The organism is Rhizobium sp. NXC24, assembly GCF_002944315.1.
In the GTDB taxonomy this organism is placed as follows: domain Bacteria; phylum Pseudomonadota; class Alphaproteobacteria; order Rhizobiales; family Rhizobiaceae; genus Rhizobium.
Window position 1 is genome coordinate 2,795,878 of sequence record NZ_CP024311.1, and the last position, 18,312, is coordinate 2,814,189.

Sequence of the window (18,312 nt, forward strand, 5' to 3'; positions counted from 1 at the left end):
CCCAGATAAACCGGGAGGGGGCCGTCTAAGACCATGTTTGGCTACGCTCTCCGTCGTTTGCTGTCGACAATCCCCGTCCTGTGGATTGCCGTGACAGTGTGTTTTTTCATTCTGCGCCTCGCTCCCGGCGGCCCCTTCGATGGCGAAAGGCCATTGCCGCCGGAAGTCAAAGCCAACCTCGCGGCTCACTACAACCTCGACAAGCCTCTGGTTGAGCAATATCTGATCTATGTCGGCGACGTCATGAAGGGCGATCTAGGCCCCTCTTTCGCTAACCAGGACTTCACCGTCACCCAGCAGATCATGTCCGGCTTTCCCTATACGCTGACAATCGGCGGCGCCGCCTTCGTTCTTGCAACGATCATCGGCGTGGTTGTCGGCTGTCTTGGGGCGCTCTATCAGAACCGGAGCGCCGACTACTGGCTGGGCGGAGGACTGCTCATCGGCCTTGTGATGCCAAGCTTCCTCATCGCCCCGATCCTGCAGCTCGTCTTCGGCAATACGCTTGGCTGGCTGCCGGTCGGCGGTTGGGGCAATGGCTCGATCAGGTTCCTGATCCTTCCGGTCATCGTTCTGACATTGCCGCATGCGGCACGCATTTCGCGCCTAATGCGCGGCTCGATGATCGAGGTGATGAGCCAGAACTTTATCCGTACCGCCAAGGCTAAGGGCATAGGCCCACGGCTCACCGTTATGCGGCACGCCTTGAAGCCCGCCTTGATGCCCGTCGTGTCCTATCTCGGACCCGCAGCAAGCTATCTGCTTACCGGCTCGCTGGTGGTAGAAAGCATTTTCGGCCTTCCCGGCGTCGGCCGCTACTTCGTCGGCGCGGCGCTGAACCGCGACTACGGCATGGTTCTTGGCACGGTCATTTTCTACATGGTCCTGATCGTGGTCCTCAATCTGCTGGTCGATATCGCCTATGCCTGGCTCGACCCGAAAGTGAGAATGCGATGATCCTCAATTCCGCCAAGAGAGAATTGCTGGAAGCGGAATTGCTTTCGGCAGAGGGGCTTGCACCCAAGGGGCGCTCCCTCACCGGCGATGCGATGCGTCGCCTGCTCCGCAACAAGGCTGCCGCGCTGTCGCTGATCGTGCTGGCAGTGCTGGTTCTGGTTGCCATATTCGGCCCGTATTTCCTGCCCTTCAACTATGAAGATCCGGATTGGACCTCCTTCCGCGGCCCTCCGGACTTCGCCGCCGGCCACTATTTCGGCACCGACGGCAACGGCCGCGACCTGCTTGCCCGCACGCTCTACGGCACGCGCGTCTCGCTGACCGTCGCCCTGGTGGCAACCCTCGTCTCGGTTGTTATCGGTGTGCTTTATGGCGCCGTCGCCGGCTATTTCGGCGGTCGTGTCGATGCGATCATGATGCGCTTCGTCGACATCATGTACGCCCTCCCCTACGTCCTCTTCGTCATCCTGCTGATGGTGATCTTCGGCCGCAACGTCTATCTGCTGTTTGCGGCGATCGGGGCGCTCGAATGGCTCACTATGGCTCGCATCGTGCGTGGTCAGACGCTCTCCATCAAGCAGCGGGAATTCATCGAAGCGGCGCGGGCCTCCGGCCAGCGATCGTTCAAGATCATTCTCAAGCACATCGTTCCGAACCTCGTCGGGCCGGTCGTCATCTACGCGACGCTCACCATTCCCGAGATCATCGCCACGGAGAGCTTCCTGTCCTATCTGGGCTTCGGCGTGCAGGAACCGCTGACCTCGCTCGGCACGCTGATCGCCGAGGGCTCCGCCGGCATGGAGACCACGCCCTGGCTATTGTTCTTCCCCGCCGGCTTTCTTGTCGCCCTGCTGATGAGCCTGCTCTTCATCGGCGATGGCCTACGCGACGCTTTCGATCCGAAGGATCGCTGACATGACAGATACGCTTCTCGAACTCAAAGACTACTCCATCACCTTCCGTACACCGGAAGGCGAAGTGGCCGCCGTCTCGAAGATGAACCTGACGATCGGCCGTGGCGAGCGCATCGCCATCGTCGGCGAATCCGGCTCCGGCAAGAGCCAGACCTTCCTCGGCCTGATGGGCCTACTCGCCAAGAACGGCCGCACCAGCGGCCAAGCGCTTTTGGATGGCAAGGACCTCCTGACGCTGAAGCCACGCGAACTCGACCATGTGCGCGGCAAGGACATGGCCATGGTCTTCCAGGACCCGATGACCGCCCTCAACCCCTCGCTACGGATCTCACGGCAATTGACCGAGCAGCTCGAAGTCCATGGCGGGCTTTCGGCGCGCGCGGCGTCTGCCGCAGCACTGGACATGCTGAAGCGCGTCGGCATCCCTGACCCGACGCGACGCTTCAATCTCTATCCGCACGAACTCTCGGGCGGCATGCGCCAGCGCATCGTCATCGCCATGGCGCTGCTCACCAAGCCGAAGCTCCTGATCGCCGACGAGCCGACGACGGCGCTCGACGTCACCATCCAGGCGCAGATCCTCGATCTCTTCAACGAGCTGACCGCGGAAATGAACACGGCGCTGGTGATGATCACCCACGATCTCGGCGTCGTGGCTGGCCTCGCCGATCGCGTCGCCGTCATGTATGCCGGCCGTATCGTCGAGGAGGCACCGGTCGAAGAGCTCTTCGAAAATCCAGCCCATCCCTATACCGCGGCGCTGCACGCCTCCATCCCGCGGCCGGATCAGGATGTCGACGATCTCGCCGTCATACCCGGCCGGCCGCCGAACCTGATGCATCTGCCGCGCGGCTGTTCTTTCTCGCCGCGCTGCGCCCATGTGCAGGACGACTGCCTGGACGCGCCGCCGCCGCTCGACCGGCTTGCGCCGCAACGCTGCGCCGCCTGCTTCCATCCCCTCTCTGCCCAGCAGGAACGGAGCCTCATCCATGGCTGAACACACGCTTCTGAAGGTCGAGCACCTGACCACCGAATTCGAGCTGCCATCGAAATCTCTCTTCAAACCGCCGTTGGTCCTGACGGCGGTCAATGATGTCAGCTTCGAGCTGAAGACCGGGCGCACGCTTGGCATCGTCGGCGAATCCGGGTGCGGCAAGTCGACACTCGGCCGTTCCATCCTGCGGCTGATCAAGGCGCAGAAGGGCCGCATCATGTGGCAAGGCGGAAACCTGCTGGATCTTTCCGAAGAGGAAATGCGTGCCGCCCGCCGCGACATGCAAATCATCTTCCAGGATCCGATCGCCTCCCTCGACCCGCGCATGACGGTCGGCGACATCATCGCCGAGCCGCTGACCGTATTCGAGCCGAAGCTGACAAAGGCGCAGCGGCAGGAGCGCGTCCGCGAGATCATGGCGGCGGTCGGGCTCGTGCCGGAAATGATCAATCGCTACCCGCATGAGTTCTCCGGCGGCCAAGCGCAGCGCATCGGCATTGCCCGCGCAGTCGTGACGCGGCCGAAGCTGATCGTCTGCGATGAACCGGTCTCGGCCCTCGACGTATCGATCCAGGGTCAGGTGATCACGCTGTTGCGCAAGCTGCGCAAGGAGTTCGGCCTGACGCTGATCTTCATCAGCCATGACCTCTCCGTCGTGCGGCTGATCTCAGACGACGTGCTGGTGCTTTACCTTGGCAAGGTGGTGGAAGCGGGCGACGCCGCCACCGTCTTCGACCATCCAGCCCATCCCTATACACAGGCCTTGTTCTCCGCCGCACCCATCCCCGACCCGAAGCGGGCGCGCGGGCGCGAGCGTATCCGCCTGCAGGGCGACCCGCCCTCGCCGCTCAATCCACCAGCCGGCTGCGTCTTCTCGCCACGCTGCTGGAAGGCGACGGATATTTGCAGGACCAAGATGCCGCCGACTGAGCAAGTTCGCCCCGGCCAGACCGCGGCGTGCTATCATATGGACAGGCCATAAGGCTCAAAAGGTGGACGGCGCAGCCCGCCGTCCACCTTGCTCAAGCAGCCGCATCCGCGTATGCAGCAGCGAAGGAAAAGGCAGGAGGACGTCTTGGGCGGGCATTTTCTATCGATCGGCGAATGCATGGTGGAGCTGTCGCAGGCCGAGGACGGATATCTGCGCAAGGGCTTTGCCGGCGACACCTTCAACACGGCCTGGTACGCCCGCGCCTGCCTGCCGGCCGATTGGTCCGTCGATTATTTCACCGCCCTCGGCGATGATGCGATGTCGGACGAAATGCTGCATTTCATGAAAGCGCATGACATCGGCACGTCGAGCATTCGCCGCCTCCGTGGCAAGACGCCCGGCCTCTACATGATTAACCTGAAGGATGGCGAGCGCTCTTTCAGCTATTGGCGCGACAGTTCGGCCGCCCGCCAGCTTGCCGCCGATGGCGATCAGCTTCGCACCGCGATCGAGGGGGCCAACGTCCTCTATTTTTCCGGCATTACCTTGGCGATCCTCTCGCATGAAGACGCCGAGACATTGCTCGCCGAGCTCCGCCGCGCCAAGGCGGTCGGCAAGCTGGTGGTCTTCGACCCCAACCTGCGCCCGCGCCTCTGGTCGAGCTTCGATGCCATGCACACCATGATCGGTGAAGGCGCCCGTGCCTCGACGCTGGTTATGCCGAGCTTCGACGACGAGGTCTCGCATTTCGGCGACGATTCGATCGCCGGCACCATCCGCCGTTACCGGCTGCACGGCGCCAATATGGTCGTCGTCAAGAACGGTGCCGATGGCGCGACCGTCGGAACCGATGCCGGCGAAACGCTCGTTCCAGCCGTCAAGGTCGCGAAGGTCATCGACACCACCAGCGCCGGCGACAGCTTCAATGGCGCGTTCCTTGCCCATTATCTGGAACATGACGACCCCGTCGCCGCCGCCCATTTTGCCGCAGAAATCGCCGCAAGGGTCATTCAGGAACACGGTGCCTTGGTGCCGCCGGAAAAGCTGCAAGCCGCCGGCTAAGGCTGTAATATTTCCATCATGGACACCCCGCACAATAGGACAGGCGCGGGAATCATCTTTGCTGCACCGGATTGGGTTGTACCGACACCATGAGGGTGCGGTGCGGATGGAACGTTTTTGGATATGTTGCAGCGCTTGTCGGACATCGATCACAGAGCATGGGCTGAAGGGGCAACCCCGGTCGCAAACCCGGAGCGCCTGCTCATCGTCAGCGATGCCTGGCATCCGCAGGTGAATGGCGTCGTCCGCTCCATCGAAAATACCAACCGCGAACTGGCGCGCATCGGCGTCGATGTCGCCATGATCACGCCGGAAGGTTTTCGCAACGTCCCTTGCCCGACCTACCCGGAAATCCGCCTGTCGATCGCAAGTTACCGCAAGGTCGCCGCCAGGATCGAAGCAGTCCGGCCGACCTATGTGCATATCGCGACAGAAGGCCCGCTCGGGCTGACGGCGCGGCGCTGGTGCCTGAAAAACGGCATGCCGTTTTCGACGAGCTATCACACTCGCTTTCCCGAATATGTCGCGGCCAGGCTGCCGATCCCGCAAAGCTGGCTCTACGCCTTCGTCAAATGGTTTCACAATGCCGGTTCCGGCTGCATGGTGGCGACACCGAGCCTTGCCAATGAGCTCAAGCAGAAGGGCATTCACAATCTGCTGCCCTGGAGCCGCGGCATCGACTCGACGCTTTTCCGCCCGCAGCCGCTGGAAGACAACCCCTTCGGCCTGCCCCGCCCTATCTTCATGACCGTCGGCCGGGTGGCGCTCGAAAAGAACCTGCCGGCCTTCCTCGATCTGGACCTGCCTGGCTCGAAGGTCGTCGTCGGCGACGGACCGGCGCGGGCCGAGTTGCAGAAACTTTATCCAAAAGTGCTCTTCCTCGGCTCGAAGTTCGGCGAAGCGCTGGCGCATGCCTATTCGCAAGCTGACGTTTTTGTCTTCCCGTCAAAGACCGATACATTCGGCAATACCATCTTGGAGGCGCTGGCGAGCGGCGTTCCCGTCGCCGCTTATCCCGTCACCGGCCCTGCCGATATCCTTGGCGGCAATGATGCGGCCGGCGTCGTCGACGAAGATCTGGCGAAAGCCTGCTTTGCCGCATTCTCCTCTTCCCGCGAGGCGGCTCGTGCTCTGGCGCTCAACTATTCCTGGGAAGCTGCCACCACGCAATTCATCGGCAACGTCCGCCTCGCCAATCATCGCGGCCGGATGTTGACGCAAAACCACTAAAGTGCGGGCTATTCGCCGGCCGCCGACGGCCGCCGTTTCGTGCGAAGCACGCATGCGTTCAATATTCTCTTCCATCCCGTAGACGACAAAGAACGAGCGTCACATCACGACCGGCTCTCGCCGGCGCAGCGGCGATATTGTCTGCGCACTATGGCATGCGGGAACAGTTGGCCGGTCCACCGCGTTCACTGGCACGCACAGCGACGCTCTGCCTTCATGTTCTAGTCGATATGACCAGCAGCAAACGTCAAAATTGAATTCCTTGGATGTTCCGCCACATACCTGGGAGCGGCGCAGGTGCTATTGGCCATCCGCGAACGGGCCGGGCTTGGCGTATTGGCGCTAAATACCCAGCCGCGGTTCTCAGATGGGGCTTTGCATTGCAATACCAAGAAATGCATGGCTCCCATGCGCTTTTATGTATACGATTATTTATTGCACGATTTAAGTAAGGTCGCTTACGGAGTGCTGGAAATGACAGACGACCCACTGAAACTGGACACCTTCATATGCTTCGCCCTCTATTCGGCGAACCATGCGATGAACCGGCTATACAAGCCCATGCTCGATGAGTTGAACCTCACCTATCCGCAATATCTCGTCATGGTGACGTTGTGGGAGGAGGATGGCCAGACCGTCGGCGGTATCGGCGAAAAGCTTTTCCTGGAATCAAGTACACTAACGCCGCTGCTGAAGCGCCTGGAAGCCGCCGGCTTCATTCAGCGCACCCGCAGCAAGGAAGATGAGCGTCAGGTGCTGATCAGCCTGACCAGCGAAGGCGTCGGTTTGAAGAAGAAGGCCACCGGCATCCCCGCTTGTATCCTGGATGCATCGGATACCACGGCGAACGAGCTGACACGGTTGAAAGCGGAAATCATCAAGCTGCGCGAAGCGCTCAGTAAGAACGCGGCCTGATCCCTCAGGCCGTCATCGCTTCTTTTTGGTCTCGTAAGGATTGTCCGACGAGCGGAAATGGATGCGGATCGGCACGCCCGGCATGGCGAAATCTTCCCGCAGGCCGTTGATCAGGTAGCGCACATAGGATTCCGGCAGCGCATCCGAGCGGGTGCAGGAAATCATGAAGGCCGGCGGGCGCGCCTTCACCTGGGTCATGTATTTCAGCTTGATACGCCGGCCGGAAACCGCCGGTGGCGGATGCTGAACCTGCTGTGTCTCCAGCCAGCGATTGAGCTTGGCGGTGGACACGCGCTTGTTCCAGACCTTGTCGGTATCGACGACCGCTTGCATCAACCGGTCCAATCCCTCGCCCGTCTGACCGGAAATCGGAACGGCGCGAATACCGCGCGCCTGCGGCAGCAGCCGGTCGGTCTTTTCGCGCAGGTCGGCAAGCACTGCCTGGCGATCCTCGATCATGTCCCACTTGTTGAAGGCAAGCACGGCGGCCCGGCCCTCGCGGACGACGAGATCGACGATCTGAAGATCCTGCTTCTCGAAGGGAATGGTGGCGTCGAAGACGATGACTACGGTCTCGGCGAAACGAATGGCGCGCAGTGCATCGGCGACGGAGAGCTTTTCGAGCTTTTCAATCACCTTGGCCTTGCGGCGCATGCCGGCGGTATCGAACATTTTCACGGTACGGCCGCGCCAGCTCCAATCGACCGAGATCGAGTCGCGGGTAATTCCGGCTTCCGGACCGGTCAGCAGCCTGTCCTCGCCGAGGAAACGATTGATCAGCGTCGACTTGCCGGCATTCGGGCGGCCGACGATGGCGACACGCAACGGCCGCGTGTCGTCATAGGCCGGCTCTTCGTCGATCTCTTCACCGTCCTCACCCATGGCAGGGCGCGGAATGCTGACATTCGTCTCCGCCTCATCCTCTCTCGGCGGAAAGGCACGCTCATGGCCGAGCGCCTCGACGATAGCGTCGCGCAGATCCATCATACCCTGGCCATGTTCGGCAGAGATCGGGCAAGGCTCGCCAAGGCCGAGCGTGAAAGCGTCATAGAAGCCGCTGTCAGAGCCTCGCGCTTCCGATTTGTTGGCGACGAGAACCACCGGACGTCCGCGCTTGCGCAGCATTTCTGCGAGCGTCTTGTCGACATGGGTCAAACCCATCTTGGCGTCGACGACGAACAGCGTCAGGTCTGCTTCATCGATCGCAGCCTCCGTCTGGGCACGCATGCGGCCTTCCAGCGTCTCTTCGTCGGCTTCTTCGAGACCAGCGGTATCGACAATGCGAAAACGAAGATCGACGAGGCGCGCATCGCCAGGACGGCGGTCGCGCGTTACACCCGGCGTGTCATCGACGAGCGCCAGCTTCTTGCCAACCAAACGGTTGAAAAGAGTGGACTTGCCGACATTCGGGCGACCGACGATCGCGACCGTGAAACTCATTTAGTGATTTACCCTTCAGCCTTTAGCGACCGGTGCCTTGCCGGATGCGGTGATGAGATCGAGCAGCATCTGGGCGCGGTTGCCGACATTGCGCGGGCTCTGGGGATCGTCGACGATCGCCTGGAACCATTGACGCGCCTTGGCGAAATCGCCGGCCTTGTAGGCGGCAAGACCCAACACGTCACGTGCGGAATGCCGGAAAGCGTTTGCCGGCACGGCCAACTCCTGGGCCTCGGCGGCAACCTGGTCATACGTGCCCGTATCGACAAGCAGATAGGCCGCACGCAGGCGAGCCGCATCCCGGATTACGGCCGGAACACCGGACTCCTTGCCGATCGCCGAGAAGGCAGCAATCGCACCGGCCGTATCGCCCTTCTGCGCCTGCAGTGTGGCAGCGCGCATGCGCGCCAGCAGCGGATAGGAACCGCTGCCGCTCTTCTCGATGGTCGCCAACGCGGCCAGCGCTTCGTCCGTCTTGTTCTGATCCGCCAGCGTCAGCGCGGAGATGAACTGATCACCGCTGCTGCCGGCCTGGCGTCCTGACCAGTAGCGATAGCCGCTAAAGGCGGCCGTGCCGAGAACGATAAGCACGGCGCCACCGATGATAAGCCGGCCAAAACGGCGCCATACGAACCGCAACTGGTCCGAACGCAGTTCTTCGTTCACCTCGCGGATGAAGCTATCGTCGTTGAATGCCATTCTCGTCTCCGGCCCAGGCCAAAATATTGCAAAGAGCTTATGGGTAGTGGGGCCTTCTACTCCATTTTGCGGCCGTTGTAAGGGGGAATGGCAGAAATCATCACATAACGAGCGGCGAAACCCCGATAATCCACTCGTGCAGCTTCCAAATGATCAATCCCCAGACCACGATACCGATGACAACGGCATAAAGATCGTATTTCGCCGAAACGAAGGGCCGCAGCGAGATCTCGCCCGCACGTTCGCGCCGCTTCAGCGAGATCCGCATGATGACGCCCCAAGCCAGGAAGGCGGCAAACAACAGCATGGCTGCGCCATCGCCATTGGAAAGCAGATGCGCAAAGGCCCAGATCTTCACCGACAGCACCATCGGATGCTTCGTCCTGACGGCGATATACCCGGCTGGCAGCAGCGAAGCGACGAGACAGATCAGTGCAAAAAGCATTAGCAAAATAGTGATATGGCTCATCCAGAAGGGCGGAGACCAGATCGGGGTCGAGTCGCGCGCTTGCCCGAAGCCGTAGATCAACAGAATCAGCGTGACGATGCTGGCGATCGAATAGCCGATCTTCCAGCCGCCCTCGCCGATGCTCGAAATCATCGAGCGACGGAAACCGGGTATCACGACGCGGATCAGATGAATGCCAAGGAAAAGAATGATGCCAAGGATCAGCAGTGACATGAGTGAAATCCCGTTCGTGTCTTATGAAGACACCAGTATCGACTATGGCGAAAAATTGCCAGCGGGACCGCAGCTTTGCCGCATTTGATCGGCACGGAGACGAGAAAGCCCGGCATGACCTCCGAACCGCAGGTTTGCGCAGTGAAAAGCGTGAAAAGGATTGCGGATGAACTCGTGCCCACTTCAACAATTTTCGCGGTGCCCATGTTTCGTTTTGTCTCTTTCGCCTCCCTCGCCCTTTCCCTTGCCCTGCCCGCGATCGCCGAGGCCCAGGAAAAGCCGAAGCAATTGGTGATGATCTCGTTCGACGGCGCGCATGACAATGCGCTGTGGACGAAGAGCCGCGAGATCGCGTCGCGCAACGGCGCGCATTTCACCTATTTCCTCTCCTGCACCTTCCTGATGAACCACGATCAGGCCAAGGCTTATCAGGCGCCGGGACAGAAAGCCGGCAAATCGAACGTCGGCTTCGCCAAGAGCGACGACGACGTGCGCACGCGTATCGCCAATATCTGGGGCGCGCATCTCGAAGGCCATGATATTTCCAGCCACGCCTGCGGCCACTTCGACGGCAAGAAGTGGACATCGGCGGACTGGCAGCAGGAATTCATGAACGCACGCATCGCGCTGCGCGACGCGTGGAAGAACGTCGGCGAAGCGGACAAGGAGCCGCCGGGCTGGCAGGAATTTGCGACGAAAGACGTCAAGGGCTTCCGCGCGCCCTATCTTTCGACCAGCGACGGCCTGGTGCCGGCCGAAAAAGCCATGGGGTTCCAGTACGACGCCAGCCTCGTGACCAAGGGCCCGGCTTTGCCGCAGGTAGTCGACGGCATCTACCGCTTCGGCCTGCCGCTGATCCCCGAAGGTTCCGACCACCATCTGGTGATCGGCATGGACTATAATCTCTATGTCCACCATTCCAAGGGCGTCGAAGACAAGGCGGATTCCAAGGCCTTCGAAGACCGCACTTTCGATGCTTTCGAAGCCGCCTTCGCCAAACAATATGAAGGCGACCGCATTCCGGTGCAGTTCGGCTTCCATTTTGTGGAAATGAACGACGGCGCCTATTGGCGGGCGCTGGACCGCTTCGTCAGCGACGTCTGCCATAAGGACGGAGTCGCTTGCGTCAGCTATTCCGAGGCAATCCCATTGATCGCGGCGCGCGGCAAGCTGCAGCAGGGGTGAGGAGCGATTGTGCGAAGCCCGAGCAATCGACTCTGTGAGTCGATTGCAGCGATGAACGCCCTGAGCCGAAGCGAAGGGCCGGCGGCGCGGCAAACGGAAGCTCCTCGATTATCCTTTCAGCCTGACGCCCTCACTTCCCCACCACAGTCGTCATTGAAAAGGCCCCGTTTCCGGAGCCTTTTTTTTCGTCAGCCGTCAACATGCACGATGCCGGTCTCGCGCTCCAGATAGCTCTGGTCGATCTTCGGCAGCGGCTCGTCATCGATCGCCGCTTCGAAGGCCTTGAGGCGCTTGTGGATTGACAGGAGCTCGATGATCGTCGTCCAGGAATTGACGAGATACTGGAACGAGTTGCTGACCTGACCGAAGGCGGTCGCGATCTGTTGGTATATGCCGTAGGTGATCGCCCCGGCGACAAAAGTCGGAACCAGCATGAACAACACGAACATCGAGTCGGCCTGCAGATAGAAATAGCGGGCGACGTTGAAATAGACGTAGTGGAAGTAAATGCGGTAATAGTTCCGCCTGACGTTCGCGAAGAGTTCTCCGACTGTCGCCGGCTGCGCACGCTCGCCGTTATCTTCGCCGTAGACGAGCTCCTTGCGGTAAGCTGCTTCCACACGCTGGTTCTTAAAATTCAGGCCGGGCAGCTTGATGCCGGCAACCGCCAGCAACACTGTGCCGAAAGCCGACCAGAAGAGCGCCAACCAGAAGAGCGAATGGGAAATCTTGCCGATGATCGGCAGTTCGGTGACATAGCTCGAAAGCGCAAGCAGAATCGGCAGAAAGACGATCAGCGTCATCACCGAGTTGATCAGGCTGATGCCCAATCCTTCCAGGGTGCTGGAAAAGCGCATCGTATCTTCCTGCACACGCTGCGAAGCGCCTTCGATGTGACGCAGCTTTTCCCATTTCGACATGTAGAAGCTGTTCATCGCCGTACGCCAGCGGAAGATATAATGGCTGGTGTAGAAGTCCGTCAGGATGGAAACAAACATGCTGAGGAAGGCGATCTGCGCGAAGATTATCATCAACGTGTAGAAACTCTCGACCGTCACCCCAGGCTGCTTCGTAAGCGCAGCCTGCAAGAGGTCCCCGAACGGACGGCGGAAGTTATTGACGACGACGGACACTTGGACACCGAAATAGGTGACCAGAATAATCAGCGCCGAGCCCCAGATCGACCAGAGCTTCCAGGGATGATCCCAGGCTTTGATGTGCCATGCCCCACAGAAAATCGCGGTGCATAAAAAGAAAAACCCGTAGAACCAGAGATTCCCCCACAACACGAAATAGCTGAGGTCATAGGGCTCCTGCCCTTCTGGGGGCATGACGAAACCCAGATGTGTCCCCAAATCGGAAAGAGACGCATACCAGACTGCTATGCAGAGGATCGTCCAGACCACCATCGAGGTGAAGAACAGCTTTGGCTGGGGGAAGAAAGAGTGAAACACGGGAGGCAAGCTTTCTTGATTGGGTCAGCGACCGCAATGACGTTTATTCGCGGCGAACCTAAGGCACTTCGCTAGAGGCGGCAACCGGCCTTGGCTATTCTTACATAGATGTAATCGCTTATCCCATGATCGTGATGCGATTGTTCAGCCGCGGTTTCCCATTTTAGGAAGGCCAACCTGTCGCCGTTCAGAGATCCGGCAACCCCTTCACAGCAAAAATCCCGCGCCCTCTTGCAGAATTCTATCTTACGATATATATCTTACGACATGACGAACGATATAAACCCTCATCATCGAAGGAGAAACATAATGAGAGGCTTTAGAGATCGCATGTGCGGCGATAGCTTTGACACCATCGAGGCATATATCCTACGACATGGCGAAAGCCGTGATTCACACGGGAGGCACAGGAGAGACTTCATGAGAGGCTTCAAGGGCGGCATGTTCGGCGGCGGTTTTCGCACCGGCCGGAAATTCGATGCCGCTGATCTGCAGCTCATCATTCTCGCCCTGCTTTCCGAGCAGCCGCGCCATGGCTATGAACTGATCAAGACCCTGGAAGAACGCTCCGGCGGCTTCTATGTGCCGAGCCCCGGCGTCATCTACCCCGCCCTCACCTATCTGGAAGAGACGGGCCTTGCCGAAGTCGAAGCGACCGGCACGAAGAAGCTTTACCGCATCACCGAAAGCGGTCAGAAGCGCGTCGAGGAAAACCAGGCGCTGGTCGAGGCGACGCTCGCCAAGCTCAGCGCGATCGGCGAGAAGATGGCGCATGTCCGGCGCGTCTTTGGCGGCGAGGAACCCGGCGACGATGAAGGTCGTGAAGGCCCGTTCGGTCGGGATGCCGGTGATGTTCACCTCGCACGTCAGCTTCTGCGCTCGGCACTTCGCTCGAAATATCCATGGAGCAAGGCTGAAGGCGCGCGCATCGCGGCCATTCTCGAACGCGCCGCCGCCGATATCATCCGCGGCGAGACGAAGTCGGAAGACTGAGGTCTAATCCCTCAGTTGTCCGCCAAGGTCAGGATCATCGGTCCGTTGCGGGTGGCGACGACGGTGTGCTCGAACTGAACCGTGGGCGCGCGCGGATCGGCATAGAGCGTCCAGGCATCGTCGCCGCCCTCCGCCCAACTTGCGCCGAGCGACAGGAATGGCTCGACGGTGAAGACGAGACCGTCCTGCATGATGCGGGTCTCGTCGGGATCGGCCCAGGTAGACACCTCCGCCGGCTCCTCATGCAGCGAACGGCCGATGCCGTGGCTGGCGAGATTGGCGACCAGCGTATAGCGGTTCTTCTGGGCGAAAGCGCCGACGGCGTGGCCGATCTTCGAGAACGGCGCGCCGCTGCGCACCTGGTTCAGCCCGACCCAAAGCGCCCGTTTGCCATCGCGGCAAAGGCGCTCGATCTTCGGCTTGACAGGCGGCACAGCAAAGGACGAGCCGGTATCGGAGAAGAAACCATCCTTCTCCGCGGAAACATCGAGATTGACGAGATCGCCTGCCTGAATCACCCGCGCACCGGGAATGCCATGCGCCACTTCCTCATTGACGCTGATGCAGGTGGCGCCGGGAAATTTGTAAACAAGTTCCGGCGCCGAGCGGGCGCCGGCATCGTCCAGCACCTTGCGGCCAATATTATCGAGTTCCAGCGTGGTGATGCCCGGCTCCAGCGCCGCCGCCATCGCCTGTATGGCGTTAGCGCAGATGCGGCCGATCTCTTTCAGCTTGGTCAGTTCGTCGTCGTTCGAGATGATCATTCAAAGCTTCCGGCTGGCATGCGTCCGTTGAGACAAGCACTCAAGCCGTCGCTTTCGCCTCTTCGCTTTCTGCAGTCAATGCCTTTCTGACCAGCGGTGCGACTTTCGTGCCGTAAAGTTCGATGCCGCGCATGATCTGCTCATGCGGCATCGTGCCGATCGCCATCTGCAGCAGGAAGCGGTCATTCTTGAACAGCTTGTGATGAGCGATGATCTTCTCGGCAACGACTTCGGGATCGCCGACGAAGAGCGCACCATGCGGCCCGCGCGATTGGTCGAAATGCGCCCGGCTTGTCGGTCCCCAGCCGCGCTCGCGGCCAATCCGGTTCATCACCTCGGCCTGCGGGCCGTAGAACTGATCGGCGGCGGCCTCGGTCGTATCGGCTACGAAACCGTGAACATTGATGCTGGTTTTGAGCTTGGCTGCATCCTGCCCAGCGCGGCGGGCAGCCTCGTGGTAGAGATCGATGAGCGGCGCAAACCGGCGCGGCTCGCCGCCGATGATGGCGAGCGCCATCGGCAGGCCAAGAGCCCCGGCGCGCGCGACCGACTGCGGCGTGCCGCCGACCGCCACCCAGATTGGCAACGGATCCTGCAGCGGTCGGGGATAGACCCCTCGCCCATGAATCGGCGCGCGGAGTTTGCCCGTCCAGTTCACCTGCTCGCTCTCGCGGATCGCCAACAGCAGATCGAGCTTTTCCTCGAAAAGCTGGTCGTAATCTTCGAGATTATAACCAAAGAGCGGAAATGACTCGATGAACGAGCCCCGCCCCGCCATGATCTCGGCACGACCGTTCGAAATGAGGTCGAGCGTCGAGAACTGCTGGAATACGCGCACCGGATCGTCCGAACTCAGCACCGTCACGGTGCTGGTCAACCGGATATTGTTCGTCTTTACCGCAGCCGCCGCAAGGGCGACGGCCGGAGCCGATGCTGCATAATCCGGCCGATGATGCTCGCCGAGCCCGAAGACATCGAGACCGACCTGATCGGCCAGCTCGATCTCCTCGATCAAATTCTTCAGGCGACGCGCCGCCTCCGCACCCTTGTTGAGAGCAGGATTGGTATCGACGTCCGCGAAGGTATAGAGACCAAGTTCCATGATAAAAATCCCATCTGTCGTTGACGGACGAAATAGGAAGACGAGGCTGATACCGCAAATATGAATTGTCGAACGGTTTGTTCGAGAATGTTGATACCAACCTCTAATTCGAATCTGAATTCAACAGCTTGCCTGTCGCTTCGGAATCGACCTCGAAAGCCTTTGATGTTGAACATCAAAGGCGCGGATCGTCGGCCAGCAAAGCCCAGCGTTCATGATCGCACCAGACGCCGCCGATCCTCAGATATTTGGGTGAGAATCCTTCCTTACGGAAGCCAAGCCTTTGCACCAACGCAATAGAGGCATGGTTCGCGGGCTGAATATTGGCCTCCAGCCGATGCAAGCCGATATCGTCGAAACCATGGGCGACCGCCAGCCGCAATGCCTCGGTCATGAAACCCTGGCCGGCAAAGGCCACCATGCCGTGATAGCCGAGAAAGGCGCTGCGGAAACCGCCCCATACCATCTGGCTGATATTGACCACGCCGATGATACCGCCCGAACCGGCATCGCGCGCGACGAGGCCGATATTGGATCCCGTAACGGTCTGCCCGAACCAGGCATCGAAGCCATCGCGATCCACAAAGGGATAGGCCCATGGTGCATGGTATGCGCGGCTCTCGACATTCGCCGCGATCAGTTCGCCGGCGTCGGACTGCCTGACTGGTGCGATAGTGACTTGCGGCATGGCTCGCTCCCCGAACGGATAAGGCAGCGAGGCATATCAAATCTATCCTAAATTCAACAGCTTCAACGCATAAACGGAATCATTTTCCGAACCGCTTCATAACGAAGATAAAGCCCACCCCAGGCGATGATGCCGAGATAAAGACCGAACAGCAGGTGCGTGAACACGGGGCTGCCCACTCTCAGATGCGTCACCATCGCCCCACCAAGCAGGCCGGTGAGGAGGATCGCCCCGAGGACAGATGTCGCCGGAATGGCATAGAGCACAGCGCAGAGGAGCGTGATCGCGCCAAGCAGCCGCGCCAAAGCCGGATCGGCGGAATAGCCGAGCGCCGCCATGGTCTCCGTAACCACAGGCAAAGGAATGAGCTTGATCGCGCCGTCGAAAACAAGAAAGGCGATAACCAAGCCGCTGAGGATCATGCCGGCCACACGCTGCACCCGCGAGCTGGATGGTGATTCCATTTCATAGAACATTACTCTATCCCCCGGAATTGAATCAGGAATTCAGATCTTCGCCGCCAGCGCCGTCTGTTGATCGGTGCACTAGCCCGTTTGAAACAGCCTGATCGGCCTGTGCCTCAAGGACGCTGACAGCAGCCTCCTTCCGACATGGAAGAGCGGATTTTTCTGATTATTTTGCAGTTGCCGGAGCAGGCACGGCCAGGCGGTCGAGCTGATGACGGATATGGGCGGCTTCTGCGGGCGATCGGGCAAGCGCGATTGCACGGTCGAAGGCCAAATGCGCCTCGTGCGACCGGCCCAACTGCGCAAGCAGACCGCCCCGAAGCCCGTGAAAGTAAAAATAGCAATCGAGTTTGTCCGCCAGTGCCTCGACCAGTGCCAACGCCTCCTCTGGCCCTTTAAGCTTGGCGATGGCGACTGCGCGGTTCAGCGAGACAACCGGCGACGGATTCAACCGCTCCAGCGTCTGATAGAGCAGATCGATCTCCGCCCAATCCGTATCCTCGGCCCGCTTGGCGCGCGAATGCAGCGCGGCAATGGCGGCCTGAACCTGATAGGGGCCGGGTCGGCGATGGCGGATTGCCTTGTCGAGCAAGGCAAGCGCCTCGTCGATCAATGTGCGGCTCCAGAGCGACCGGTCCTGATCCTCCAGCAGGATGATCTGGCCGTCTGCATCGAAACGGGCGGCATTCCGCGATTGTTGCAGCAGCATCAGCGCCAGCAGACCCATGATCTCGGGTTCCGCCGGAAAGATGCGCAGCAACAGCCGCCCCAACCGGATCGCCTCATCGGCAAAGGCAGACGCTTCGCGGCCCGGCCCACCGGCGGAGTAACCCTCGTTGTAGATGAGATAGATCATGGCGCTGACGAGCGCCACGCGCTCGGCCCGCTCGACCGCACCCGGCGTCTCGAAAGGTACACCGGCGGCCGCAACACGCGCTTTGGCGCGGGTAATACGCTGCTCCATCGCACTTTCGCTGACGAGAAAGGCACGGGCGATCTGGGCCACCGTAAGACCGGAGACGACGCGCAGCGCCAGCGCGATCTGTTGCGTCGCCGGCAGATCCGGATGACAGCAGATGAACAGCAACCGCAGAATATCGTCACGATAGTTGGAGCCGTCTAGCCGCTCAGCGAGATCGCTTTCGGCGTCACCGGTATCAGAGATCACCTCCTCGTCCGGCAAGCCTTGCGTCTTCGACTGTTTGCGCACCGCGTCGATGCCGCTATTGCGGCCGACGAAGATCAGCCAGGCGACGGGATCACGCGGCGGCCCCTTATCCGGCCATGTCTTCAATGCTCTGAGGCAAGCTTCCTGAAACGCCTCTTCGGCAATATCGAGATTGCGGAAGTATCGCAGCAGCGCACCGAGCACCTGCGGCCGGGCGTTGGTGAATGCGATATCGATCCAGGCGAGGTCCGTCATGTTGCGATCGTCCCCGGTTTAAAGACATAAAGCGGACGAATTTCATAAGAGCCGGCGCCCGGGTTGGCGACGGCGAGTTTCTTTGAAAATTCAATCGCCTCGTCGAGTGTCTCAAAGTCGATGACATAAAAGCCGAGCAATTGTTCCTTCGTTTCCGCGAAGGGCCCATCGATGACGAGCGGCTCGTTCTTGCCCTTGCGCAGTGTCGTTGCCGCCGTCGTCGGCATCAGACGGGCGACCGGACCGAGCTTGCCGGCTTCGCCAAGCGGCGCCTGCACCGCCCGCAACCGGTCCATCGTCGCCTGTTCTTCTTCCTTGGTCCAGGAAAACACGGCGTCTTCGTCGTTGTAGCATAGGATCGCATAGAGCATGAGGACCTCCTTCTCATGTAAGACGAGGGAGTATCGCCCGC

19 protein-coding genes are annotated in these 18,312 nt (G+C 60.3%); 9 read left to right on the forward strand and 10 right to left on the reverse strand.

Going from position 1 to position 18,312, the window contains the following annotated elements; translation table 11 throughout:
- Positions 1-33 precede the first annotated feature (33 nt).
- The 7 genes from NXC24_RS13785 to NXC24_RS13815 all read left to right on the forward strand — a co-directional run bounded on the left by NXC24_RS13785 (position 34) and on the right by NXC24_RS13815 (position 7,003).
- Positions 34-957 (forward strand): ABC transporter permease subunit, encoded by a 924-nt coding sequence (locus tag NXC24_RS13785; protein ID WP_104823805.1) that lies wholly within the window; start codon positions 34-36, stop codon positions 955-957.
- A complete protein-coding gene (locus NXC24_RS13790; protein WP_104823806.1) occupies positions 954-1,871 on the forward strand; it encodes an ABC transporter permease subunit in 918 nt (305 codons plus the stop codon). Before NXC24_RS13785 ends, NXC24_RS13790 begins: the two co-directional genes overlap by 4 nt.
- 1 nt (position 1,872) lies before the next feature.
- Positions 1,873-2,868, forward strand: a complete 996-nt coding sequence (locus tag NXC24_RS13795) for an ABC transporter ATP-binding protein (protein ID WP_104823807.1) — start codon at positions 1,873-1,875, stop codon at positions 2,866-2,868.
- Positions 2,861-3,847: an oligopeptide/dipeptide ABC transporter ATP-binding protein gene (locus NXC24_RS13800; protein ID WP_104823808.1), complete on the forward strand. Its 987-nt coding sequence runs from the start codon at positions 2,861-2,863 to the stop codon at positions 3,845-3,847. Before NXC24_RS13795 ends, NXC24_RS13800 begins: the two co-directional genes overlap by 8 nt.
- Before the next feature lie 93 nt (positions 3,848-3,940).
- Entirely contained in the window at positions 3,941-4,858 is a 918-nt protein-coding gene (locus NXC24_RS13805; RefSeq protein WP_104823809.1) for a sugar kinase, read from the forward strand.
- Between the two features lie 123 nt (positions 4,859-4,981).
- On the forward strand, positions 4,982-6,088 hold the full coding sequence (locus NXC24_RS13810; RefSeq protein ID WP_104823810.1) for a glycosyltransferase family 1 protein: 1,107 nt from the start codon (positions 4,982-4,984) through the stop codon (positions 6,086-6,088).
- Positions 6,089-6,562: 474 nt separating this feature from the next.
- Positions 6,563-7,003: a MarR family transcriptional regulator gene (locus NXC24_RS13815; protein WP_104823811.1), complete on the forward strand. Its 441-nt coding sequence runs from the start codon at positions 6,563-6,565 to the stop codon at positions 7,001-7,003.
- Positions 7,004-7,015: 12 nt separating this feature from the next.
- Here NXC24_RS13815 and der read toward each other — a convergent pair whose 3' ends face one another.
- The 3 genes from der to NXC24_RS13830 form a co-directional block, all read right to left on the reverse strand.
- Complete coding sequence (der, locus tag NXC24_RS13820) at positions 7,016-8,443, reverse strand: ribosome biogenesis GTPase Der (protein ID WP_104823812.1); 1,428 nt, start codon at positions 8,441-8,443, stop codon at positions 7,016-7,018.
- Positions 8,444-8,458: 15 nt separating this feature from the next.
- Entirely contained in the window at positions 8,459-9,142 is a 684-nt protein-coding gene (locus NXC24_RS13825) for a tetratricopeptide repeat protein (protein ID WP_104823813.1), read from the reverse strand.
- Between the two features lie 100 nt (positions 9,143-9,242).
- A complete protein-coding gene (locus NXC24_RS13830; protein WP_104823814.1) occupies positions 9,243-9,824 on the reverse strand; it encodes an NnrU family protein in 582 nt (193 codons plus the stop codon).
- A 204-nt stretch (positions 9,825-10,028) separates the two neighbouring features.
- Here NXC24_RS13830 and NXC24_RS13835 point away from each other — a divergent pair, with 204 nt between their 5' ends.
- The gene (locus NXC24_RS13835) at positions 10,029-11,009 is read left to right on the forward strand and encodes a polysaccharide deacetylase (protein WP_104825167.1); all 981 of its coding nucleotides are present in this window, start codon (positions 10,029-10,031) and stop codon (positions 11,007-11,009) included.
- Between the two features lie 188 nt (positions 11,010-11,197).
- Here NXC24_RS13835 and sbmA read toward each other — a convergent pair whose 3' ends face one another.
- Entirely contained in the window at positions 11,198-12,463 is a 1,266-nt protein-coding gene (gene sbmA, locus NXC24_RS13840) for a peptide antibiotic transporter SbmA (protein WP_104823815.1), read from the reverse strand.
- Positions 12,464-12,883: 420 nt separating this feature from the next.
- On the opposite strand from sbmA, the gene NXC24_RS13845 reads away from it, so the two are divergent.
- Positions 12,884-13,456, forward strand: a complete 573-nt coding sequence (locus NXC24_RS13845; protein WP_104823816.1) for a PadR family transcriptional regulator — start codon at positions 12,884-12,886, stop codon at positions 13,454-13,456.
- 11 nt (positions 13,457-13,467) lie between these two features.
- On the opposite strand, the gene map is transcribed toward NXC24_RS13845, so the two are convergent.
- The 6 genes from map to NXC24_RS13875 all read right to left on the reverse strand — a co-directional run bounded on the left by map (position 13,468) and on the right by NXC24_RS13875 (position 18,271).
- Entirely contained in the window at positions 13,468-14,220 is a 753-nt protein-coding gene (gene map, locus NXC24_RS13850; RefSeq protein WP_104823817.1) for a type I methionyl aminopeptidase, read from the reverse strand.
- Between the two features lie 40 nt (positions 14,221-14,260).
- Complete coding sequence (locus NXC24_RS13855; protein ID WP_104823818.1) at positions 14,261-15,322, reverse strand: LLM class flavin-dependent oxidoreductase; 1,062 nt, start codon at positions 15,320-15,322, stop codon at positions 14,261-14,263.
- 175 nt (positions 15,323-15,497) lie between these two features.
- Positions 15,498-16,010: a GNAT family protein gene (locus tag NXC24_RS13860; protein WP_104823819.1), complete on the reverse strand. Its 513-nt coding sequence runs from the start codon at positions 16,008-16,010 to the stop codon at positions 15,498-15,500.
- 62 nt (positions 16,011-16,072) lie between these two features.
- The gene (locus tag NXC24_RS13865; protein ID WP_104823820.1) at positions 16,073-16,486 is read right to left on the reverse strand and encodes a DoxX family protein; all 414 of its coding nucleotides are present in this window, start codon (positions 16,484-16,486) and stop codon (positions 16,073-16,075) included.
- Positions 16,487-16,643: 157 nt separating this feature from the next.
- Entirely contained in the window at positions 16,644-17,900 is a 1,257-nt protein-coding gene (locus tag NXC24_RS13870; RefSeq protein WP_104823821.1) for an RNA polymerase sigma factor, read from the reverse strand.
- Positions 17,897-18,271: a YciI family protein gene (locus tag NXC24_RS13875; RefSeq protein ID WP_104823822.1), complete on the reverse strand. Its 375-nt coding sequence runs from the start codon at positions 18,269-18,271 to the stop codon at positions 17,897-17,899. The genes NXC24_RS13870 and NXC24_RS13875 overlap by 4 nt, the downstream gene beginning before the upstream one ends.
- Positions 18,272-18,312 lie beyond the last annotated feature (41 nt).